The following is a 20,188-nucleotide window of genomic DNA, read 5'->3' on the forward strand; positions in this document are numbered from 1 at the left end:
TCGGAAAGACCGCGCTCTACGAGGCCCTCAAAGCCGAAAAATCCCCCGCATCTACCGTCAAGCCGGCGTGAGTTCTTCATACGTTCTCAAAAGTCGGACAGATTCACCACTTTCGTGTCGTGACGCCTGCAGAACCGTGATTGAACGGTCCTGCAAGGCGAAGCTGTCCTTCGTCTCGCCGATGTCGTTGAAGACCTTCCATTTGTTGACCGCCTTGCTCGGGCCGCGATCAGCCGTTTCGAGCTGGCCTTTCACCAAGGCAAGCGTCATCGGCCGCCCGTGGGGCGTTGTTACACGTCCTATCTGCATTTTCCTTCACCTCTCAAAAGGCAAAAGAAATCCACTCACCAAAACGGTGCCAAAGACTCTTGACTGTGATTCGTGGAAATGCGATTCTCGATCTTGCTACAGAATACGAGGAAGGCTTCCACGGGTTACCGATTGGGGGCCTTTTTCTTTTGCGGTTCGATCCTTTCCATCCAGTCCTACGTCAAAACATCAAAACCTATCAGCTCTCCATCGAAGCCTGATACTCGCGATGAAGCTGCTCAAGTTTGCGGATCACATAATCGCCGAAAGCCGGCGCGGTTTTCTCATCGAAACTCACATTGAGGGCCTTGGCAGATCGCTGCACAGTCGCAAGCCTCTGCCCGCTTTCTGACTTGATCGTCTCGGGTTTGCTCCCCTTGCGCTTTGCGGTGAGTGCATCCATCACCTGCGCAAAGCGGTCATCGGTATCAGCCGCACGGAATTCCCGGCTCTGAAGAAGAGCGTCAAGGGCCTTAGGCTTGCTTGCGGCGAGCTTCTCTGCCAATCCCATCCAGCGCGGCCGCCCGGCTTTTGGGGCGGGGCCGATTGCCTCGATGATCGGCCTGGGTACGGAATGAGCTACGCTCATGAGCTTCGAGAGCTGCGTTTTCTCCATCCCCAACGCAGACATGATCACCTGGCGGTCGAACCCTCGCTCTTCGAGAGCAACAGCAAACAGGCCACGCTCGATATAGCTAAGGTCCGTCCGGGATGCGTTTTCCTGACCTTGCGCAACAACCAACTCTTCATCGGAAAGGTATTGTACGACCGCCTTGACGGGGCGACTGAGCGTTGCCGCTACACGCACACGCCTATGGCCAAACACGATCTGGTATCGGTCAGCCTTTTCAGGATGCGGCCGCAACAAGACCGGGCTCCTCTGGCCGGACTGGCGGATCGCTTCAAGCAGTTCCTTGAACCCCTCACCGTCATCCGGAAGACGATCGGCCACAAATGAGCTGTCGATCTTATCTGGGGAAATATCGACAACCGCTGCTCCCTCTGCGATCAGAGCACGCGCCTGATCGGCGGCACTCACGATATTGCCGAGCGATCGGCCCATCGCGCCAACCGCACCGGATCGGATGTGCTGAAGTTTCTTCTCCGGAGCCATTTCCGCTTCCTGCTCGTCGACTTCGGAGTTGCCATGTGGCAACTCGCTGTCTCGCCTGGAAAGCATGGCTTTGAGCGTATCCTTGCGGCTCATGTCGCCCTCCCCCAAGCCTGCTTCATCAGGCTCTCGATTTCCCCATTGACGGCGTCGAGCGACTCGATCGCTCTGTCATATGTCGTCTTGGCAAAATTCTCGCGGCCGACCTCGTATAGGGACTGCTTCGACAACCCAGCGTCGGAAATCGCCGTCGATTTCAACATCGTGCTGGTGAGCACCCTTTCGCGAAAAAGCGACCTCATGAAACCAACCATCTGCGCCTGGGGACCATCAGACGGTTCGTAGCGCGTAACGACATAGCGGATGAAGTCGTAGTCGAGATCCCCGCCGGCGTCCTGCACCACACCGAGGAGGTCAGAGGTCATGAGGAGGAACTGGCACATCGACATGACGTCCAGCATCTGCGGATGGGCAGTGATCAACAATCCCGTGGATGCGCAAAGCGCGCCGAGTGTCAGAAAGCCGAGTTGGGGCGGGCAATCGAGCACCATCACGTCGTATCGGTCCTCCACGGAACCAAGCGCCGATGCAACGCGCCCAAAAAAGGGCTCCGTGGAACGCTCTGCAAGCGCTCGCGGAGTATCGTGCTCATATTCCATAAGCTCCAGATTGCCCGGAACAAGATCAAGCCCGGTGAAGTAGGTGGGCTTGATAATCTCCGCGAGGGGGCGCCGTTTTTCGTCGTAACGGATTGCGGCGTACATGGTCTCGTTCGCCTCGACGTCATATTCGGGCTGATATCCATGCAGGGCAGTCATGGAGGCTTGCGGATCGAGGTCGACAGCCAGAACCCGATATCCTTGGAGCGCGAGATATTGGGCGAGATGAGCAGCAGTGGTCGTCTTCCCGCTTCCGCCTTTGAAATTGACGACGGCCATGACTTGGCAATGCTCGCCCGGCCGACGCCGGGGAATGTAATTCTTGCTCTTGGAATTTTCGTCCAGGACGGCACGAATCTGGTTAATCTGGTCAAGGCTGTACCATCGTCTGCCGCCAGAACCGATACTGGGCTGAGGCCCCTTACCGCTCAAGGAAAGCTGACGAAGGTAGGCATCGCCGATGCCGATGAGCTTCGCAGATTCCACGGAGGAAAAGGACCGGAGCGTCTTTTTCGACACCGGTGGGAAAAGCGCTTTGCGCATGGCAAGTAGCTCTTCGGAAAGCGCAGCACCATCCCCCGCGATGACATCGGTCATCAAGGGCTTCGGTGCCTCTGTCACGGCGGCTTGACTACGAGCCTTCAACATAACTACGAAAATTCTCCAAAGTGGGCGAATAAGTCGTAGGCGAGAATGCTCCGAGTCGCAATCGTTGGCAAGGAGAATAGGGTTAACAAAACCTTAACGCGATTTACTGATCGTCGCCATGCAATGAGCGCTCCTGTTTTCGAGGTATTTTCAGACGGAGTTGCCATGTGGCAACTCGCCAAAACGCCTGAAAATTAAGGGGTCTGCGCAGTCGCCATTACAAGCGGCCCTCAAGGGAGAGGGATAGGGGTTTGGGGAAAGGGAGGAGGGAACCGTCCCCTTTCCCCATGGGGTGGGTTCAAGGGAGGGGCTTGCCCTTCCCTTCGGGAGGCGGTTTGGAGGAGGGGGCTTGCCCCTTCCTCCATGGGGTGAGTGTTGAGAGGGGGGCTTGCCCCTCTTTCATCAGCCTGGTCGGCCGGTCAAACCGGCTGACCAGGCTCACAATTCGAGGTAAAGGCGAAAGGCGGCCGCAGCCGCCTTTCGCCTACATCTCAGTCGGTGTCCGGCCCCCAGAGCGGATTGCGTTCCGGATCCTCGATGCCATCATAATCGGGCGCCATCGCATTTATCACTGCCCTGATCTCGCAGTTGCCTATCTTGGTGCGACCTTGCGCCACCAGGATGCTCACGGCAGTCTCGTTCCCCTCGATCGCCCGGATCGCATCCGCCATGTCATCATCGGGTCCGAGATTTTCTATGGCGATCACGTCTCCATCCTCGTCGTAGCCGCCGTGAAGATACATCGGTGCATCAGCCAGTCGCTCCGCAGCACGCTCTGCTTCGTGGATCAGCCGGAAGCCATCCTTCCGCTGCCTCCAGTATTCTGCGCTGCCGCCGTCGATAACGGTGATTTTCCGTTCTGTCATAGAAGCCTCCTTTTCGCTCTGACGAAAAGGTGACCGCATTGGCGACCCAAGCGGTCAAGGAGCGCGCAGCGACCGCCGAAGGCGGCGGGTGGGGGAGCCGAAATGCGTCAGCATTTTGATGATGTGGACGGCCCTCCGAGACCTCAGCGCAAAGGTGCTATTCTCAGTCGGCACAATTCGGACAAGGAACCACGTCATGGCTTTTGAGAAGATAAGTGTTATCGGCCTCGATCTGGCCAAGAATGTTTTCCAGCTACATGCTGTCGATGAAGCCGGCGATGTCATCATCCGTCGCCAGCTCCGCCGGAATCAGCTTCTACAATTCTTCGAGCACCTGCCCCGCTGCCTTGTCGGCATGGAAGCATGTTCGACGTCACACTATTGGGCACGTGAGCTCGTCCGCCTGGGCTTCGAGGTCAAGCTAATGCCGCCAGCTTATGTGAAGCCCTACGTCAAGCGCGGCAAGAATGATGCGGCGGATGCCGAGGCCATTTGCGAAGCCGTGACTCGTCCCACGATGCGTTTCGTTCCCGTGAAGAGCTGTGAGCGTCAGGCACTCCTGATGCAGCATAAGACGCGGGATCTGCTGGTGCGGCAGCGGACCGCTCTTATCAACGCCTTGCGTGGGCATCTCGCGGAATTCGGGATTGTCACGTCGCAAGGAAGATTAGGCTTGAGAGCGGCAATTGAAGCGCTGAGCGCTGCCCAGGAATTCCTTCCAGAGCCCTCCTGGCAACCGTTCGAACACATAAGGAAGCAATTGGAGGAGCTGACCCACAAGATCGCTGAACTCGATAGGATTATATTGCGGTGGTGCCGCAACGAAGCGGCTGCCCGGCGTTTGATGACCATTCCCGGCGTCGGTTTCCTAACGGCAGCGGCGATCGCAGCTTCGGTCGGTGACGCCACCGAGTTCAAATCTGGCCGTCAGTTCGCAGCCTGGCTTGGATTGACCCCACGACAAAACAGTAGCGGTGGGAAGGAGAGGCTTGGCCGGATAAGCAAACAAGGCGATCGCACGATCCGACGGTTGCTGGTAGTCGGCGCCACCGCCGTCGTGCGCAGAGCCCGTCTTGACGCTGCGTCATTTCCCTGGATCGCTCGCTTGTTAGATCGCAAGCCCGCCAAGCTGGTTTCGGTAGCGATCGCAAACAAAACCGCACGCATCGCGTGGGCAATACTCAGGCGGAGGGAAAACTATCGTTTTGCCACCGCCTGAAAAGATCCATTCGGCCCAAGTGTGGCCGGATGGAGGAGTGAAGGACTTAGTTTGATGGCGAACCGGTTAGACCGGGGACGGAGGAAAGCCGGGGTTCCCCCAGCGCCTCGAGCGCGACAATTTGATTGGCTCTCCGTCTGCGGATCTCATCAGGGCCAGTGGCGTTGATGCCACGATTATAGGCCGGACACATGACTGAACCTAATTGGTCGCTTACAAGCAAAAGTCTTGCATTCCACGGGCCGTCCACACATGGGGGAACCGCCCGTCCTTTACGGCGCAGGGGCGAATGCGACACTAGGAATTCAGAGAGAGAGAGATGAGTCCGCGGCCCCGATCAGGGGCCGCGACCGCATGGGCCGGGGAGGTTTGGAGGGGGTGGTCCACCCCCTTCATGGGTGGGGGTTTTGAAGGGGGCGGGGCTCTGCCCTGCCCCCTCATGGGGGAGAGATTGAGAGGGGCCGGCCAGCCCCCCTCTCAAAGAAGCTCTGGCCGGTCAATCCGGTCGGAGCTTCTAGCCTGTACCCTGCAATTTAGAACAGGCGCAGTTGCCCATTCCTCTCAATGACCGGCGCGGATGTTGCTTGCTTCGGTGCGGCGGAACCACCCGCGACCACCGCAGCCCGGCGCGGCACAGCAACAGGAGGAGCCGCCTCCGGTTGCCCCTCCCCTGCCCCGGCGTTTTCTCTTGCGCGCCGCAACTTGGCAGACCACCCGCCCATGACATGGGCCATCGTGTGCCATTCCTCCCGAAACCGCATTGCCAGGCTGTCGCCCACGATGACGGTCGCCGGAATATGCAGGAGCGAAAACTGGATATAGGCCATGTGGACGGCGCGCGGGTCGATGTCCACGGCGGTCACATGGAGAAGCTGCTGGTAGTTGAAACCCGCTTCAAGGATGGCCTCGGCAAGCGCGACGATCATTGCGCCGCTCCCTACGGCGGGTTCCTGCGCAAGCATGAAGCCGCGCTTGGCAATCGCCTGCTGCATTTCCTCGGCACCCCCGGCGATGATGCGGGCCATCAATTGGCAGATGGGATACGGCGTGAAGAATTGCCCCCTCGCCTTGTTGTGCAATTCGAGCGCATGGAACGTCATGCCCAAGATGTCCTGCGGCTTTTCCTCCAGCGCCATGACCACTTCACCGAATATTTTCGAGAATGTCGCCATGGTTTCGCTCCCGTATTTTCGAGCGATTTCGACATAGCGAGCCTCGCGCTTCTCGAAGTTCGCCAGATCGACGGCATTGCTCATGGATATCGCGGAGCATTCGCACCAGTCGCCAAAGACGGTGTAGAGATCATGCTTGTAGCGGCAGGTTTCAAACAGCTTCACGATGGAATTGAGACGGGGGGAGGTCATGGGATCACCTGTCCGGGCCGGGCCGCAGGGCGCACGTCGCCAATCGCCGGGGCCATGCCCGGCGTTTCGTTGCGGCTTGTTTTGGGAATTCAGCGGGGGGAACAGGCCGCGCCGGAGACTGGCGCGACCTGCCGCAACCGATTACTCGGCTGCTTCGGGGAACTGCTGGTGTTCGGCGTTCGGCTTGTCCTCGATGTCGAACGGGCAAACGCCGTCATCTTCGCCATCGGCCTCCGTCATCCGCTCGCGCTCCTGCTCGGCCGTGAGAGCAATCCGCACCGGCGCGGGCAGCCATCCGGTTCCGGTGATCTTCCGTTCGGCATATTCCACGGCTTTCGCCTTCTCCATGCCGGGAACGCCGAGCGCGTAATCCTCGCCAGCGGCTTCGGTGACCGCCTGCTTGATCCCGATCTTGCTGATCCGGCCGAAGTAGTTTTCGCCGGTCGGTTCGTACCACTGCGTCATGTCGATCTTGAGGGCCTGTGCCAGCCGTTCGGCATGGGCGCGCTGCGACTTCCGCTCATAGTGCGGGTGTTGCACGGCATTGACGGACTTTGCCGCCGCATAGGCCAGGAGGTCGAGGAGCGTTGACGTCGGCTGCTCAAGGCACCATTCCAGAAGATCGCTCGGCTTGCCCGGAATGGTATGCCCGTAGTTTTCCTTGAGTTCGTCCAGCGCCACGATGCCCTTGCACTCCGCTGGATTGGCAATGCTGTTTTCCAGCCTTTCGCTTTTCACCGTTACCTCAAGGGACGTGTACTCATTGCCGCCGTAGTTGCCGAAGAGGTTCACCAGCATGGCATGCACCACGACGGCGAGGGCGACGTCCGGATTATGCGCAAGCTCGGCCCGGATGGCGGCGGTCTTCTGCGCCGTAAGCTCCTGCACAAGCAGGGCAGGTATTTTGAACGTCGGTTCGGGGCGCTGTTCGGGCTGCTGCGCAACCGTCATCTCACCTGCTTCCGTCTCCTCGTTATCGCCTTCGGCGCTTTCGTCGCCGTCTTCCCCCTCGTCTCCGGCCTCGACTTCATCATCGGGCCGGACAAGACCGCGCTCGATTTCGACGTTGCCGTAATAGTCCATCGTGACATAGCAACCGGCCTTGGCGATGTCCTCCGAGGTGTAGGCTTCCTGCGCCGTCGATAGAACCGCCAGCCTCGCCCGAATGGTTTCGATGCGCGGCTCGGCCTCGCCGTCGGCCACCCCTGCCTCGATCTGCTCCGCCAGCTCGTCATGTTCGTCTTCCAGCCGTTCCTCCTCGGCCTGTTCGTCGTCTGTCAACGGAACGTCGGTGGGATAAACCCGGTGCATGCGATGGGCTTCGTCCGGGATGACCGGCACGACCTCCACCCATTTCCAGCCTTCCCGGCGAACTGTTTCGGCCTCGGCTTCAAGCCGGTCGCCGACAAGCTTTTCGACAAGAGCGACGTCTAGCGCGTAGCCGCCGTTCTGCTCATCGAAGAGATCGCGCTTGACGGCTCCACCAGCGGCTTCATAGGCGTCGAGCCCGCCGATGAATTTCACGCGCTTGTCCGTGGCCTTTAAGGCTTCGCCTTGCAGAGCCGCACGAATGGCGCGGTGATCGCAATTCCACGACGGCAAGCTATTCCAGACTTCCACCTGCCTTTCGTGATCGCCGGACACGGTGAAGGCGGTAAGCTGCTGGAAGCTGATATTTTCGTTGCGGTAAAGTTCGAGCAGGGCAGGGGCGACACGGCCCAGGGCGAGGCGCTTGCGCACCATGACTTCGGTGGTGCCGAAACGGGCGGCGATATCCTCGACGGACTTTCCGGCATCGGCCATGACGCGGAACGCCTCATATTCATCGACCGGGTGCATGGCTTCCCGCTGCGTGTTTTCGATGAGGCTGATTTCGGTCGCCTCGGCGGCGCTGCGCTCCTTGCATTCGACCGCGAAATCCTTCGCAATCTCGCCCGCCTCGGCCAGAAGGTCGAGCGCGGCATGGCGCCGACCGCCGGCTGTCACGAAGAAGCGACCCCGTTTGTCGCCTTTGCGGACGACGAGGTTCTGCAGAATACGGTAGCCGTCACCGCGAATGGTCGCGGCCAGCTCCTCGATGCCTTCCTTGCTATAGGTCTTGCGCACGTTCAGAGGGTCGCGGTCCAGCTTGTTGAGCGCCACCATGATGGTTTCGGTTCCTGCATTGGTATCGGTCATTGTCGGTCTCCTTGGTTTCCCGTTTCCCGAAGGGGAAGCCCCCTTGGGCGAAGCCTCCCCGGTCTTTCCGGGGGAATGGCCTCTGACGGGCGTGTCGCAAACACTTCTGGAGGCAGCTATCACCCAGCCAAGGCCGGTATTTTCATGCTTTGTTAACCTTTTGCAGTCCGAAGAGGCGCGCAAGCAAATCATTCTGGTCATTGACGGTCCAGCCGCCTGAAAAGCCAAAGCCCTTCCGCAGCCACAGCATCGCCTCGAAACCCGCGATGGTTCGCCGCGCCGTGTTAAAGGATTGGAAACCGCCGATCTTCGGCATGTTCTTCTTCACCCGGAAATGGTCGCTCTCAATCCCCTGCTGGAGATGTTTGGTCACATAATGCACGGGATCGGGATGGAGAAGCCCATCATCAACCGACGTTTTGATCGTTGACGGGAAGGTGTTGGCCCCGTCCGTCCCAATCCTGTTCGGCGACAACAAGGGTTCATCTTTAAGCATCTTTCGGAAGAACCGCTTGGCAGCGTCGAGATCGCGCTTAGCGGTCAGCAGGAAATCCACCGGATTGCCATGCTTATCGATGGCTCGGTACAGATAGCGCCATTTGCCGCGGATCTTGACATAGGTCTCATCAATCCGGACCGAGCCGCAATGGGGTCGACGAAACTGCCGCAGCCGTTTCTCGATGACAGGTGCATAAGCCAATACCCAGCGGTTGATCGTGCTATGATCGACCTCGAAGCCCCGCTCGCGAAACATCTCTTCCAAGTCACGATAGCTGAGCGGGTAGCGCAAGTACCAGGCAACCGCCTGTACAATCAGCCAGGCCTCGAAATGCCTGCCCTTGAAATCATCCTTCGACTGGCGCTTCAGCTTTTCGGCAATGGTATTCAAAATCATCGGCTCGCTCCGCAATATCAGGAGCGGCAACTTCTCTCCCCATGGTCAACATCGAGTTAACCTGAAGAATTTGCGACAAGGCCCCTCTGACATTCCCCCGGACAGAGGGGGGAGGGCGCAGCCCGCCCCACGGCGGCGGTCGTTCGGGTCAAGGGGTCGTGGCGGGGAAAAAACGGAAGGTTCGGCGCGCAGCGGTGAAAGCCGTTTTTTTTCCGACGCGACAAGCGGCTTGCCGCGCCTGCCCCTTGATCCGGGCGGCCGGCGATGTCAGGGGCGAAAGAGATGATGCGGCCCGTCGCCGGGCCTCAGTGCCGGGGGCGCAAGCCGCCGACGGACAAGCGATCGTTACCGGGATCGGCGGAGACGGCCTCCGGCTGGCTCCGTGCTCGCATAGAGCGCGGCCGACTGGGACGGGCGGTGGCCCCTCCCATCCACAGGATCACAAACGAGACGGATTGACTCTAAATCCAAAGCAGGACAAACTAGGAACATGTACCCATCCCGAGCGATTATTCCTATGCGCGTATAAGCACATGGGCCGATCCTGCTCGCCCGATATTTCTTGCGGAGCCGGCCATGCGAAAACCTGACGATATCGCGCGGCTTTACCTTGATTTCGATGGGTTTTTTGCCTCGGTCGAGCAACAGGCGGACCCTCGTCTCCGCGGCCGCCCGATCGGCGTCGTGCCGTTCGCCGGGACGGATCGCACGGCCGTCATCGCCTGCTCAAAGGAAGCCAAGGCCGCCGGCGTCAAGAACGTGATGCCGATCCGGGAGGCCAAGCAGGTCTGTCCCGACCTGATCCTCGTTCCCCAGAAGCCGGACCTCTACCGGCGCGCCCACAATGCGCTGCTCTGCGAGATCGAAACCGTCATCGCCATCGACACCGCCAAGAGCATCGACGAGCTGACCTGCGTCCTCGACGAAAGCGGCCAGCGCGACCCCGAGCTGCTGGCCGCCCAGATCAAGGCGGCGATCGCCACGAACATCGGGACGTATATCACGAGTTCGATCGGTTTCGCGGCGAACCGCCAGTTGGCGAAGATCGCGTGCAAGCGGGGCAAGGAGGAGAGCCGGCGACTGGGCAGCTATGGCAATGGCCTAGCGATCTGGAGACCGTCGGACATGCCCGCGCCGTTGCTGCGCGTCGCGCTGAAGGACATTCCGGGCGTCGGCGCAAGCATGATCGGACGGCTTGCGCGCAACAGGGTCTTCACCACCGCGGAGCTTTATGCGCTCGAAGCCAAGCACATGCGCAAGATCTGGAACAATGTGAACGGAGAGCGCCTTTGGTACGCGCTGCATGGTTATGCCATCCAGGCACTGCCGCAGAAGCGCGGCATGTTCGGGCATGGGCGCGTCCTGCCACCCGAAGGCCGGACGGTCGCCGGCGCATCCGAGATTTCCCGGCTGCTGCTGACCAAGGCGGCCCGGCGCCTGCGCCGGGAGAACTTCTATGCCGGCGGCGTCTGGCTGTGGTTGTCGGTGACGGACGGATCGTGGATGGGCAAGCACCATCTGGCCGTCGTCAACGACGACCAGGCCATCCTGTCCGCGCTGCGCTCCCTTTGGGCGCGCGTGCGCCGGGATTATCCGCGTGGCGTGACCATCTTCCGGGTCGGGGTCACTCTCTATGACCTCTCGCCGGCGGACGAACGGCAAATCGACATGCTCGACAATGACGATTCCATCAGGCGGAAATGGGAGAAGGTGAACAGTGCCGTCGACACGCTGAACACGCGCTATTCGGGCACGATCGTCAGCCTTGGCGAGTGGAAGCCGCCGGCCGGCGGCCATGCCGGCGGCAAGATCAGCTACACACGCATTCCCTCGGCCGAGGACTTCTGGTGATGGGAAACTGGAAGACGACGATCCAGGTGCGCGATCTGGCCGACGATCAAAAGCTTGAGCTGGTTTGCCGCAAATGCGGACGGCTCATCTATATCGATCGCACCATCATCTGCGCGGAGATGGACCGCTCGCAGCTCTATCTCGATGAGATCGAAGCGAAGGCGAGTTGCAAGAAGCGCGGCTGCAACGGCCGGATGCGGCTTGCCATGGTGCGGCTGAAGGAATTGAGCGGCTTCATCGGCGGTCTCGCATAGCGCATCGACGCTGCGTCGGGGGAGGGGAGGGCGCAACGCACCGGACGCGCCGCCGCGACGTGAAACGAGCAGGCGCGATCCTCGGATGATGGAGAGCATTGGAGAAATCAGCATCGCGCCGCCTGCAAGGCGGGATTTCGGGAATTCTCGTCGCGCGAGGGCGGATAGAGGGCAGCCGCAGGAGGCTCAGCATAGCGGCCCGCAGGGCGAGCCGGGACCGACTGCCCCCGCTCGCAGCGCTCCGCTTTTTTCCGGGTCGGGCAGGGGTGCTCGAGGGGTGGGGCTTCGGGGCACCCCTCGTCCTGGCCCGCGCCGCTCGATGCGGTAAGGGCCAGGCACGCTGCATGGATGGGCTGGCCCCGTCTCCCGAGCCGGCCATGCCCTCCGCGTCAAGGCCGTCAAACAAGGCGCTGGCGAATCCGGTCCTCGATTTCAAAGCTCCTCTCGCAGATATAGGCTTTGCTATAGCCTTCGGCCTTCAGCCGGACGATTTCCTTCGCTACCGCCTGCGCAAACTCCAATTCGGTCGTTTCGGTGGTTCTGTCGCGGGCAGCGCTATTCGTCGTGTTCTCCATCAGACTATTCCTCTTTGTCGTCTATCGGCGTCACGTCGCGCAATTCGATGAAAATCACCTTTTCGCTGCGCTCCTGACCAACCAGGTCGAGATTAATGTAGACGTAATCGGCGAAGGTCGGGCTGCACAATCGCCAGACGACGCCGACGCGGCCAACGCGGCGCTCATTGCCGCCGTCGATGGACGGCGACGTGCCGGTGATGCGCACGCGCTGACCGAGCCGGAGCCAGTTCGCCGCGCTGGCGATCATCGCAGCCTTTTCCTCCGGGGTCAGCGCCTTGCGGGTCGTCCGCGCCCAAGGCGTATGGGGATCAGCGACGAGTTGCTGTTTCTGCTCGTCCGGCGAAAGATCGTGAAACCGCGTGATGTCATAATCGTGCGGCCAATCCTCTGCCTTGGGCGGCTTCGGATTCCGGTGGAAATGCTCGGTCGCTGGCGGGCCGAACATATCGGGCTGAACACCGGCAAGCCGGCGCTGGCGCTGTGCGTTGCGATAGTCAGCCCGCCATCGACCTTCGGGGGTTAGAGTAGGGGATTCGGTTTCGCCTAACAGGCGCTCCAGTTCTTCCCGGTCATCCATGGCGGGTTCCTCCGGCGGTATCGCTTCGTCTGGCGGGGAGGGGAGCGGGACGGCAGGGCCGCCCCGCTTCCTTCATCGCTCAAGCCTCGGCGGCCTCCAGAACCGTCGGCGCGCTCCGGTCGAGGATGATTTCGACGCGGGCAATCTCGGCCGCGATGACACCGGGGCGCTCTGACACCACGATGACGGGGCGAAGAACCGGACGGGCAATGACGAAAAGCGCGGCGACCGCCTCGATAGCCTCGGTTACGTCCGCCAGCTCGCCGAGCCTGTCGGATTTGGTGACCAGAAGATTTCCGGCCAGCGGCGTGGGCGCGCCCGCGACTTCCGTGAGGCACGGCACAGTGTCGCCCAGTCCGTTGTCATCCACGATAATGTCGAGACCGTTCACCCGGACGATGTCGATCATGTCGCATTTCACGAAATCCTTGATCTCGGCATAGCTGCCCTCAAGGTTGATCGTCACCGGACGAATGGTGCCTGCCATTGGCTCGATCAGAAAGGCTTTGACTGCGCTCATTTTCTGTCTCCATGTTTCCCGAACTCCCGCAGGGGAAGCCCCCTTGGGCGAAGCCTCCCCGGTCTTTCCGGGGGAATGGCCTCTGACATTCCCCCGGACAGAGGGGGGAGGGCGCAAGCCGCCGACGGACAAGCGATCGTTACCGGGATCGGCGGAGACGGCCGAAGGCTGGCTCCGTGCCTGCATAGAGCGCGGCCGACCGGAACGGGCGGTGGCCCATACGGATTTCGAAGAAAATCACCATCATGAAAAAACGCCCGTTCCCCACGAGGCTCCGGAAAACCCTACGGCGCTATTGGGGAGCGCGGGTTTCCTCCGCCTGCTCCGCTCACCGGCACGGCCGGTTCGCTGCGGCCGCGGCCGCGCCGTCTCACGGCGCTGCGGCTGGAAAACGGGCTTCATCACCGCAAAACAGTCGGAACAAGAAGAGAGTGTCGGCTGACAGAAACCGATTGCAGCACCGCGCATAGGCGCGTGGTTGGATCAAAGGATCGAACACGTTCCAGGCGCAGGGCTACAGCCAACCGTGTTGGTTGGAAGCGAAAGCATGAATCGATTTCAGAATCTCTTTCCACCGCTGAACATGACGGCGGGACCGAATCGTCGGAATGCTATTCCGAGAGGTCCCACGGATTGACGAGCGCGACACCCATGCCGTCGAAATCCCTCACATTGCGCGTCACCAGGGTCATGCGACGGGTGAACGCCGTCGCCGCGATATAGGCGTCGTTGATAGGCTTTGGATCAGGCACATGCCATCGGGCCGCCTGAACGGCCGCCGCCTCGTCCAGAGGCAGGATACGGCCTTCAAACGTCGTGAGGACGATGTTTTCGAGCCAGTTGCGCAATACTTTGCCGGCGGCGGGATCATTATGCTCCACCAGCCGCACACCAATCTCCAGTTCGTGCAGCACAAAAGAGGAAATGAAGGTTTCGGCCGGATCGACGGTTTCGTTCCAGACCACGACGTTGGGATGCGCCCTGCCGCTCGCAACCTTGCGCAGCTCGGACACGACATTGGTATCGAGCAACAGCATCAGGACAGATCGACCGGCTGGGCATGCTCTGTTCGCTGCGGGAGAGGCAAGTCGACGTCTTCCGCTCCCGGCGCGGCCAGCATGTCACCGAGCGTCCGCATTTTGCCGGTAAGCCGCTTGTACTCGTCAAACGACAAAAGGACATGCGCTGGCCGCCCCCTGTCGGTGATGATGACAGGGCCCCCGTTCGCGGCGCGCTTTGCGCGGCCAAGGTCCTGATTGAGTTCCCGGCCTGAAAGTGTGGTGATGCCCATAACAAGCCTCCGACAATTGTGGTTACGTAACCACAATTAACGCGTATAGGCCGGAATTACAAGACGGGACTGCGCCGAGAGCGCAGTCCCGTGCGAATTGTGACAAAATCTCAAAACCAACAGAGCGACAGAAATCCGTATTGTCCCCTGACGCGAGGGCCTTTCGGGGCGGGAAGGGGAGGGCGAGGGGAGGGGTTTTGGGGCTCCTCTCGTACCGCATCGCGTCCGCTCGATGCGGGTGCGAAGCGGTCACTGGCGCTGCTGCCCCTCCGCGTCGGGAGGAGGAGGGGCAGGCGGGTTTGCTACCGGATGAAACCGAGCTTCTCGGCGATGGATGGCTCATAGTCGTGGCCCGCCTCCGCCAGAAGCGCAATCATGTCGGCGTGATCAAGGTTGCGGACCTCGTAGCCCTGCCGGCGTGCCGCCTCGACGATCGCTTCCAAGGTCGGGAATTCCTCCAAGAGCGTACCGAGCCAGATTTCCGGCGTGCCGAAATCGTCATCGCTCTCGAAGCCCTGAAGAAAGAAGGTGCGTAGCGGTGGATCGAAGCCGATGACAGCCTCGGCGTCCGTTCTCTCGCCTTTCAGGAGGGTAACGGTGTAGCGGCTCATTCGTAGGCCTCGCTTTGCAAATTCCACTCCGTTGTCCACCTTGGATCGTCAAAGTCTGGAACCTCGGCGCTACCATTCTGGAACCCCTCGATGGCGCTCTCGTGATCTGCCGCATCGACATCGACGTTTATGAGGCGCTCGGCGCGGAATATTTGGATGATGGTGACTGTCTGCTTGCTCGCTGGAGATTTCCTTTCCGTTCGGGCCATCGTCAAAAGGCGAAGGCGGCTTGGCCGCTGGCCTGCATGTAGGTGGCGCTATCGCCCGCCGCGTAACGCTCCCGACCCAGCGCAGACCACTGGAGGAAACCGGCACGGTCATAGCGAAACCAGCCGTCCTCGATGCCGAAGATCATTCCCCAAACCTCGGCCTCGGCGGATAGACGGCCGGTATTGATCGGCCAATGCTCGCTGCCCTTGTCCTGACGGCAGACGCTCGGGGCAGAGAAAGCGCGGATGGTGGCGCTTCGGTCGCCGGGTTCGCTCGCCCTGACCGCGCCCATGACCTTGCGGGCGTCGGCGATGGAGATATAGCCCGACGCCTTTTTGTCCTCGTGATGGGAATAGCGGCACCCGAAGGCCACGGCGTGCATGATACAATCTCGCTCCGTGAACTCCCGCGTCGCCAGCAATTCGCGCCATTTCCGCGCCGTGATCAGGTCGACGGCGTGCCACCAGCGCGCGGTCGGGCCAGACGAATAGCCGTGGCGGTTCGGCGCGCCGTTTCGGTCTATCTTGAAACCTAACCGGGCCTCGACATGCTGCACATAGGGATGGTCGGCCAGCAGGGGATGGCGAAGTCCGATTTTGCGCGGCTGCGTTCCATCGGGAGGGCAAACCTCGATGGGATGCCGGAACATGCGCGACGGCAGGTTCCACGGCTCGGGCAGCTCGAAGCCATGTGGGACGGCCAGCGAATTGTTGATGTCTAGAATGGCGAGGTTCGGCGCGAAGCCGTTCTCCACCAGCGCATCGCCCATCGTGTCGGTGTTCGGCGTGTCCACGATTTGCTCCTCCTGAGTTCATCCTTGAAGGTTCGGCTTACGCCGAAGGGGATCGCTCCCCTTCGGGCAGGGCCAGTGTTTCGGTCGCGCCATCAATCCCACGGAATGACAGCCATGAGGTCTTCGTCGTCCTGACCGGGGAACCGGCCAAGATTAGCGTTGAGCCTGCCGTGGCCCGTGCTGACGGAGAGGCTGAGATAGTCGCCGCCGTTCTGGTTCTTCTTCTTCCAGATACCGCCGAGTTCTACGCGTCGGCCGCGAGGGGACTTGGCAAAGATGCGGTAAACCGGGGCATCCTTGTTGGTGCTGGCGTAGGCTTCGCCGGCGACGTCGATGTCATAGGCGATGGATGCGATATTGCCGCTGAGGGTGCCGTATTCGTTGAAACGGATGAAGTTGGAAAGTTCGGTCATTGTCTGTCTCCTGAGTTTGCGTTTCCCGAAGGGGAGCCCCCTTGGGCGAAGCCTCCCCGGTCTTTCCGGGGGAATGGCCTCTGACATTCCCCCGGACAGAGGGGGGAGGGCGCAGCCCGCCCCATGGCGGCGGTCGTTCGGGTCAAGGGGTCGTGGCGGGGAAAAAACGGAAGGTTCGGCCGCAGGCGGAAAGCCGTTTTTTTCCCGACGCGACAAGCGGCTTGCCGCGCCTGCCCCTTGATCCGGGCGGCCGGCGATGTCAGGGGCGAAAGAGATGACGCGGCCCGTTGCCGGGCCTCAGTGCCGGGGGCGCAAGCCACCGACCGGACAAGCGATCGTTACCGGGATCGGCGGAGACGGCCTCCGGCTGGCTCCGTGCTCGCATAGAGCGCGGCCGACCGGAACGGGCGGTGGCCCAACCAACTATGTCATTGCATATTTCGCATGAAATACGTATATTAGGTACATCCAGAATCGAGGCCGGCGATGAAGCAGTTCACCTTTTCCGACATGAATCGGGCATCGGGGGAAATCCTCGAAGCCGCCCTTATCGAACCCGTCGCGCTCACCAAGCGCGGCAAGCAAAAGCTGGTGATCTTGACGGCCGATGCCTATCAGCGCCTGAAGGGCGAGACACATGCGAAGGCATACCGCCTGGAAGATGCGCCCGACGAAATCCACGATGAGTTGATGACCGGCATCGACGCGATCCTCGACGATGCAGGCCGCGATGTTTGAGCGGGGACAGGTCGTCCGTTTCCATTATCTGTGGGCGCGGCAAGCAAGCGTGGGCGAGGAATCCGGCCGCAAAGCGCGTCCGGTCTGCATTGTCGTGCGCACGCCCGGAAATCCGGGGGCGGTCTATCTCTTCCCGATCACATCGCAAGAACCCCGGAGCGAGCGCATTTCCCTTTCGCTCTCGGAAATGGAATGCCGCCGCGTGGGCTTGTCGATGAATACAATCGTGTGGAACTCGACAAGGCATTCGATTTCGACTCGACCAAGCCTATTGGGAGCGTGAGCGCGGCATTCCTGGAAAAGATCGCAACGGTCATCAAGCAAGCTTCGGCCAGCCGCCAGGTCAAGGGCGTCAACCGATCGTAGGGGGAATGACATGGCAATGACCGATCATGAACGCGCCGCATTCGAGCAGCTCCTGTAAATCGCCGGAAGCGACACCGGACAGTCCCGGCGTGTGGCTGCATTTCTTCTGGCATGGTGGAATGCCGACAGCCTTGGCGGCTTCGATCTGGCGGACCTGTTCGGCGTCGATCAGGCGATTGCCGCCGATATGGGGACGATGTTCATCTGCCTCGGCCGCCAATCCCAGGCTTTCTACCCCGAAGACTATCGAGCAGAGATCGAGGCCCTTATCGAGGCTTGGCGGCCGGAGATCTGGGCCGAGAGCCAAAGCTAAGCGGCCCATGGGCGGGAAGGGAGTTCGAGGGGTGGGGCTCCGGGGCACCCCTCGTCCTGGCCGGCGCCGCTCGATGCGGCAAGGGACAGGAACACGACCGCCGGCGCGGAACAGTTTCCCAATCCGTAAATGCAAAGGGACGCCCCTCCTTTCGGCGGGGCATCCGTTCTGCCTGCGCGGCGTGATGGCTATGGCGCGATTTTCGCCGCCGGCCCCTCGGAAATCAGCCGTTTGATATGCGCGCGAAGCTCGGCTTCGGTTCCGGCAAACCGATCCTGCCCTTCGGGATAGGTGATCGTCCAAGCTTCGTTTTTCGAGGCCCTCGTAGCTTCGTAGATGTCGCCATTATCGGCGGTCACCAGTGATCGCAAAGGGCGGACGTTCGGATGGCGTTGCCGGTTTCGACAAGGAATAGGACACCAGCCAGTTCGGGCCATGCGAATTGCGCAGCGCTTGCAAGACGCCGGTCGTGCGGGCATTCATCCAATCGTCATTTAGCTTGGACTTCCAGCGGCGACCGTTCTCGAGCGCGTAAGCCTGAAGGGCGGCGTGCTCCTTCGGTGTCAGGGGGCGAAGCTTGGTCATTGCTGATCGCCTCCGGCATGCTCGCTCAATGCGGCACTGGCGGCGATACCATCCTCCAGGTAGGCGATTGCCGCCCTGATCGCTTCGAGATCATCGTCAATGCCATGCTGCAGGGGATCGCCTTCAAAGCCGGTCATGAACCGTTCGGCGCGCCGGAGTGCATCGAGCAAGCATATAATTGCGTAGCTCATGCGTCACCGCCTTTCGGTGCTGTCACGGTCGCGGGCTGGTCTCCATCCTCGCGGCCTGTCACGAGTTCGGCGAGCACATGGGGAACTGAACAAAAAGCAAGGCGATCCCGGACGATGCAGGAAAAGCCGCTATCGGTGGAAATCCGGAATCCTCCGGATGCCTCTTCCTCGAACCATCGGTCTCCGGCTTCGATGCAATCGCGGATATTGTTCAAGGTGATGAAAAATGCGCCGCCCCAGGACGAGGGAAAGCGAGAATGAATTGCATTGGCCAATGCCATGGGACGGACATGGCCAGTGATCTCCCGACAATTGGAGATAACGACGGGATGCGCGGGCTTCATGGTTTACCCTCCGATATGGTGGTGATGGATGCGAGCGCCGCCATTGCCAGCGGCGCTCCTATGGTCCCGTTCAGGATTTCAGGGCGGCCATCCGCTCGCCAAGCAGCCAAAGGGCCTTGTTCAGCTTGATATCCTGATCGATCCCGTTGACCGCGCGGGACGTCGTACGGCGCGGCCTGCCGAGGTCGTCGCGGCCGACGCCGCGCAAACCGCCCTTGATGGCGTTTTCCTGCACCACGTTCCACGTCGTCCAAAGATCGTTCGCACGGTCGTCGTGGCGGCGCGGGACAAGCAACTGCTCCGGCTTGATCGGCGTGGTCGTCTCGCCTTCATTGTCTCCGAAGCGGAGAACATGGGCGGCATCCGCCAGAATTTGAGCCTCCTCGGGCTTCATGCGCATGGTCGACCAATCTTGCGGGGCGGCAAGGGTGCGTTCTGCCTCGCCGAGAACGCGATAGGTGCCCTCGATGACCTTGTGCTGCACGTCGCCGGAATGGCGGACCTTGATGGCGTCGATGGTGCCGGTCTGCGTCACCAGGGAATTGAGGCAGCGGACGCGGAAAAGCCCGGCCATCAATTCGTAGGCGCTGGTTCCGTCATTGGCGTTCTTCAGGAGGATTTCGCAGACGGTATCCCCGACGTTATAGACCTTGCCGTCATCGACGCGGCGCATGCGAATGAGGTGCTTGGTAAAATCGGCCTTCCCTTCGGTGCGGCTGCGGGACTGTTTGGCGCCGACCGGCATGAAGCCTTCGTTCATGAGGCCGCGCAACACCTCGATGGTCGGGATGGGTTTGAAACGCTCGGACCTGCTCTCATGGGCGGTCACGGCAAAGATGGACGGCGCGAAGCTGCGCATTTCGGTTTCGGTCAGGGCGCGGCCGGTGTCGAAACGGGCGGTCTGGGTGTAGATGCTCATTGTCTGTCTCCATGTTTCCCGAAATCCCGCAGGGGAAGCCCCCTTGGGCGAAGCCTCCCGGTCTTTCCGGGGGAATGGCCTCTGACATTCCCCCGGACAGAGGGGGGAGGGCGCAGCCCGCCCCATGGCGGCGGTCGTTCGGGTCAAGGGGTCGTGGCGGGGAAAAAACGGAAGGTTCGGCGCGCAGCGATGAAAGCCGTTTTTTTTCCGACGCGACAAGCGGCTTGCCGCGCCTGCCCCTTGATCCGGGCGGCCGGCGATGTCAGGGGCGAAAGAGATGATGCGGCCCGTTGCCGGGCCTCAGTGCCGGGGGCGCAAGCCACCGACCGGACAAGCGATCGTTACCGGGATTGGCGGAGACGGCCGCAGGCTGGCTCCGTGCTCG

Annotated in this window: 27 protein-coding genes; 7 read left to right on the top strand and 20 right to left on the bottom strand. The window is 61.0% G+C overall.

What is annotated here, in order from left to right; genetic code table 11:
* Nucleotides 1–57: 57 nt before the first annotated feature.
* The 4 genes from ABWW28_RS26130 to ABWW28_RS26145 all read right to left on the bottom strand — a co-directional run bounded on the left by ABWW28_RS26130 (nucleotide 58) and on the right by ABWW28_RS26145 (nucleotide 3,593).
* A complete protein-coding gene (locus ABWW28_RS26130; RefSeq protein ID WP_353392728.1) occupies nucleotides 58–309 on the bottom strand; it encodes a helix-turn-helix domain-containing protein in 252 nt (83 codons plus the stop codon).
* A 199-nt stretch (nucleotides 310–508) separates the two neighbouring features.
* Nucleotides 509–1,516: a plasmid partitioning protein RepB gene (gene repB, locus ABWW28_RS26135; RefSeq protein ID WP_353392730.1), complete on the bottom strand. Its 1,008-nt coding sequence runs from the start codon at nucleotides 1,514–1,516 to the stop codon at nucleotides 509–511.
* Nucleotides 1,513–2,676: a plasmid partitioning protein RepA gene (gene repA, locus ABWW28_RS26140; RefSeq protein WP_353392731.1), complete on the bottom strand. Its 1,164-nt coding sequence runs from the start codon at nucleotides 2,674–2,676 to the stop codon at nucleotides 1,513–1,515. The genes repB and repA overlap by 4 nt, the downstream gene beginning before the upstream one ends.
* A 542-nt stretch (nucleotides 2,677–3,218) precedes the next feature.
* Nucleotides 3,219–3,593, bottom strand: coding sequence for a hypothetical protein (locus ABWW28_RS26145; RefSeq protein ID WP_353392733.1), 375 nt, complete (start codon nucleotides 3,591–3,593; stop codon nucleotides 3,219–3,221).
* 196 nt (nucleotides 3,594–3,789) lie between these two features.
* Between ABWW28_RS26145 and ABWW28_RS26150 the strand changes: the two genes are divergently transcribed.
* Entirely contained in the window at nucleotides 3,790–4,812 is a 1,023-nt protein-coding gene (locus ABWW28_RS26150) for an IS110 family RNA-guided transposase (protein ID WP_050746837.1), read from the top strand.
* A 533-nt stretch (nucleotides 4,813–5,345) separates the two neighbouring features.
* On the opposite strand, the gene ABWW28_RS26155 is transcribed toward ABWW28_RS26150, so the two are convergent.
* The 3 genes from ABWW28_RS26155 to ABWW28_RS26165 all read right to left on the bottom strand — a co-directional run bounded on the left by ABWW28_RS26155 (nucleotide 5,346) and on the right by ABWW28_RS26165 (nucleotide 9,249).
* Nucleotides 5,346–6,176: an N-6 DNA methylase gene (locus ABWW28_RS26155; RefSeq protein WP_353392735.1), complete on the bottom strand. Its 831-nt coding sequence runs from the start codon at nucleotides 6,174–6,176 to the stop codon at nucleotides 5,346–5,348.
* Nucleotides 6,177–6,317: 141 nt separating this feature from the next.
* Complete coding sequence (locus tag ABWW28_RS26160; RefSeq protein WP_130520891.1) at nucleotides 6,318–8,354, bottom strand: ParB N-terminal domain-containing protein; 2,037 nt, start codon at nucleotides 8,352–8,354, stop codon at nucleotides 6,318–6,320.
* A gap of 142 nt (nucleotides 8,355–8,496) precedes the next feature.
* On the bottom strand, nucleotides 8,497–9,249 hold the full coding sequence (locus ABWW28_RS26165) for an IS6 family transposase (protein WP_000602738.1): 753 nt from the start codon (nucleotides 9,247–9,249) through the stop codon (nucleotides 8,497–8,499).
* A gap of 576 nt (nucleotides 9,250–9,825) precedes the next feature.
* Here ABWW28_RS26165 and ABWW28_RS26170 point away from each other — a divergent pair.
* Both ABWW28_RS26170 and ABWW28_RS26175 read left to right on the top strand, forming a co-directional pair.
* Entirely contained in the window at nucleotides 9,826–11,100 is a 1,275-nt protein-coding gene (locus tag ABWW28_RS26170) for a Y-family DNA polymerase (RefSeq protein ID WP_353392738.1), read from the top strand.
* Nucleotides 11,100–11,354, top strand: coding sequence for a hypothetical protein (locus ABWW28_RS26175; protein ID WP_130520888.1), 255 nt, complete (start codon nucleotides 11,100–11,102; stop codon nucleotides 11,352–11,354). Before ABWW28_RS26170 ends, ABWW28_RS26175 begins: the two co-directional genes overlap by 1 nt.
* A 398-nt stretch (nucleotides 11,355–11,752) precedes the next feature.
* Here the strand turns inward: ABWW28_RS26175 and ABWW28_RS26180 are convergent, their stop codons facing one another.
* The 3 genes from ABWW28_RS26180 to ABWW28_RS26190 all read right to left on the bottom strand — a co-directional run bounded on the left by ABWW28_RS26180 (nucleotide 11,753) and on the right by ABWW28_RS26190 (nucleotide 13,029).
* Nucleotides 11,753–11,929 carry a hypothetical protein gene (locus ABWW28_RS26180; protein ID WP_165909487.1) on the bottom strand — a complete coding sequence of 59 codons (177 nt, stop codon included), beginning with the start codon at nucleotides 11,927–11,929 and terminating at the stop codon, nucleotides 11,753–11,755.
* 4 nt (nucleotides 11,930–11,933) lie between these two features.
* Nucleotides 11,934–12,509 (bottom strand): hypothetical protein, encoded by a 576-nt coding sequence (locus ABWW28_RS26185; RefSeq protein WP_353392740.1) that lies wholly within the window; start codon nucleotides 12,507–12,509, stop codon nucleotides 11,934–11,936.
* Nucleotides 12,510–12,588: 79 nt separating this feature from the next.
* Nucleotides 12,589–13,029, bottom strand: coding sequence for a DUF3846 domain-containing protein (locus tag ABWW28_RS26190; protein ID WP_353392742.1), 441 nt, complete (start codon nucleotides 13,027–13,029; stop codon nucleotides 12,589–12,591).
* A gap of 211 nt (nucleotides 13,030–13,240) precedes the next feature.
* Here ABWW28_RS26190 and ABWW28_RS26195 point away from each other — a divergent pair, with 211 nt between their 5' ends.
* Nucleotides 13,241–13,471, top strand: a complete 231-nt coding sequence (locus ABWW28_RS26195; protein WP_353392744.1) for a hypothetical protein — start codon at nucleotides 13,241–13,243, stop codon at nucleotides 13,469–13,471.
* Between the two features lie 169 nt (nucleotides 13,472–13,640).
* Here ABWW28_RS26195 and ABWW28_RS26200 read toward each other — a convergent pair whose 3' ends face one another.
* The 5 genes from ABWW28_RS26200 to ABWW28_RS26220 all read right to left on the bottom strand — a co-directional run bounded on the left by ABWW28_RS26200 (nucleotide 13,641) and on the right by ABWW28_RS26220 (nucleotide 16,347).
* Nucleotides 13,641–14,066 (bottom strand): type II toxin-antitoxin system VapC family toxin, encoded by a 426-nt coding sequence (locus ABWW28_RS26200; protein WP_353392746.1) that lies wholly within the window; start codon nucleotides 14,064–14,066, stop codon nucleotides 13,641–13,643.
* On the bottom strand, nucleotides 14,066–14,320 hold the full coding sequence (locus ABWW28_RS26205; RefSeq protein WP_256121134.1) for a type II toxin-antitoxin system Phd/YefM family antitoxin: 255 nt from the start codon (nucleotides 14,318–14,320) through the stop codon (nucleotides 14,066–14,068). Before ABWW28_RS26205 ends, ABWW28_RS26200 begins: the two co-directional genes overlap by 1 nt.
* A gap of 302 nt (nucleotides 14,321–14,622) precedes the next feature.
* Nucleotides 14,623–14,931 carry a hypothetical protein gene (locus ABWW28_RS26210; RefSeq protein WP_353392748.1) on the bottom strand — a complete coding sequence of 103 codons (309 nt, stop codon included), beginning with the start codon at nucleotides 14,929–14,931 and terminating at the stop codon, nucleotides 14,623–14,625.
* Nucleotides 14,932–15,142: 211 nt separating this feature from the next.
* Nucleotides 15,143–15,934 (bottom strand): hypothetical protein, encoded by a 792-nt coding sequence (locus ABWW28_RS26215; protein WP_353392750.1) that lies wholly within the window; start codon nucleotides 15,932–15,934, stop codon nucleotides 15,143–15,145.
* 92 nt (nucleotides 15,935–16,026) lie between these two features.
* Nucleotides 16,027–16,347, bottom strand: a complete 321-nt coding sequence (locus ABWW28_RS26220; protein WP_353392752.1) for a DUF736 family protein — start codon at nucleotides 16,345–16,347, stop codon at nucleotides 16,027–16,029.
* A 486-nt stretch (nucleotides 16,348–16,833) separates the two neighbouring features.
* Here ABWW28_RS26220 and ABWW28_RS26225 point away from each other — a divergent pair, with 486 nt between their 5' ends.
* The 3 genes from ABWW28_RS26225 (at nucleotide 16,834) to ABWW28_RS26235 (ending at nucleotide 17,764) form a co-directional block, all read left to right on the top strand.
* Nucleotides 16,834–17,085 carry a type II toxin-antitoxin system Phd/YefM family antitoxin gene (locus ABWW28_RS26225; protein WP_050747013.1) on the top strand — a complete coding sequence of 84 codons (252 nt, stop codon included), beginning with the start codon at nucleotides 16,834–16,836 and terminating at the stop codon, nucleotides 17,083–17,085.
* 192 nt (nucleotides 17,086–17,277) lie between these two features.
* Nucleotides 17,278–17,451: a hypothetical protein gene (locus ABWW28_RS26230; RefSeq protein ID WP_353392754.1), complete on the top strand. Its 174-nt coding sequence runs from the start codon at nucleotides 17,278–17,280 to the stop codon at nucleotides 17,449–17,451.
* Nucleotides 17,452–17,542: 91 nt separating this feature from the next.
* Nucleotides 17,543–17,764, top strand: coding sequence for a DUF7673 family protein (locus ABWW28_RS26235; RefSeq protein WP_353392756.1), 222 nt, complete (start codon nucleotides 17,543–17,545; stop codon nucleotides 17,762–17,764).
* Between the two features lie 188 nt (nucleotides 17,765–17,952).
* On the opposite strand, the gene ABWW28_RS26240 is transcribed toward ABWW28_RS26235, so the two are convergent.
* The 5 genes from ABWW28_RS26240 to ABWW28_RS26260 form a co-directional block, all read right to left on the bottom strand.
* Complete coding sequence (locus tag ABWW28_RS26240; RefSeq protein ID WP_353392758.1) at nucleotides 17,953–18,123, bottom strand: hypothetical protein; 171 nt, start codon at nucleotides 18,121–18,123, stop codon at nucleotides 17,953–17,955.
* Complete coding sequence (locus ABWW28_RS26245; protein ID WP_353392760.1) at nucleotides 18,110–18,349, bottom strand: hypothetical protein; 240 nt, start codon at nucleotides 18,347–18,349, stop codon at nucleotides 18,110–18,112. The genes ABWW28_RS26240 and ABWW28_RS26245 overlap by 14 nt, the downstream gene beginning before the upstream one ends.
* Nucleotides 18,346–18,540, bottom strand: a complete 195-nt coding sequence (locus tag ABWW28_RS26250) for a hypothetical protein (protein WP_353392762.1) — start codon at nucleotides 18,538–18,540, stop codon at nucleotides 18,346–18,348. The genes ABWW28_RS26245 and ABWW28_RS26250 overlap by 4 nt, the downstream gene beginning before the upstream one ends.
* Nucleotides 18,537–18,884 carry a hypothetical protein gene (locus ABWW28_RS26255; protein ID WP_353392764.1) on the bottom strand — a complete coding sequence of 116 codons (348 nt, stop codon included), beginning with the start codon at nucleotides 18,882–18,884 and terminating at the stop codon, nucleotides 18,537–18,539. The genes ABWW28_RS26250 and ABWW28_RS26255 overlap by 4 nt, the downstream gene beginning before the upstream one ends.
* A gap of 70 nt (nucleotides 18,885–18,954) precedes the next feature.
* On the bottom strand, nucleotides 18,955–19,803 hold the full coding sequence (locus ABWW28_RS26260; RefSeq protein WP_353392766.1) for a DUF932 domain-containing protein: 849 nt from the start codon (nucleotides 19,801–19,803) through the stop codon (nucleotides 18,955–18,957).
* Nucleotides 19,804–20,188 lie beyond the last annotated feature (385 nt).

The sequence above is a fragment of the Brucella sp. NBRC 14130 genome, assembly GCF_040371715.1.
Taxonomy (GTDB): Bacteria; Pseudomonadota; Alphaproteobacteria; order Rhizobiales; family Rhizobiaceae; genus Brucella; species Brucella intermedia.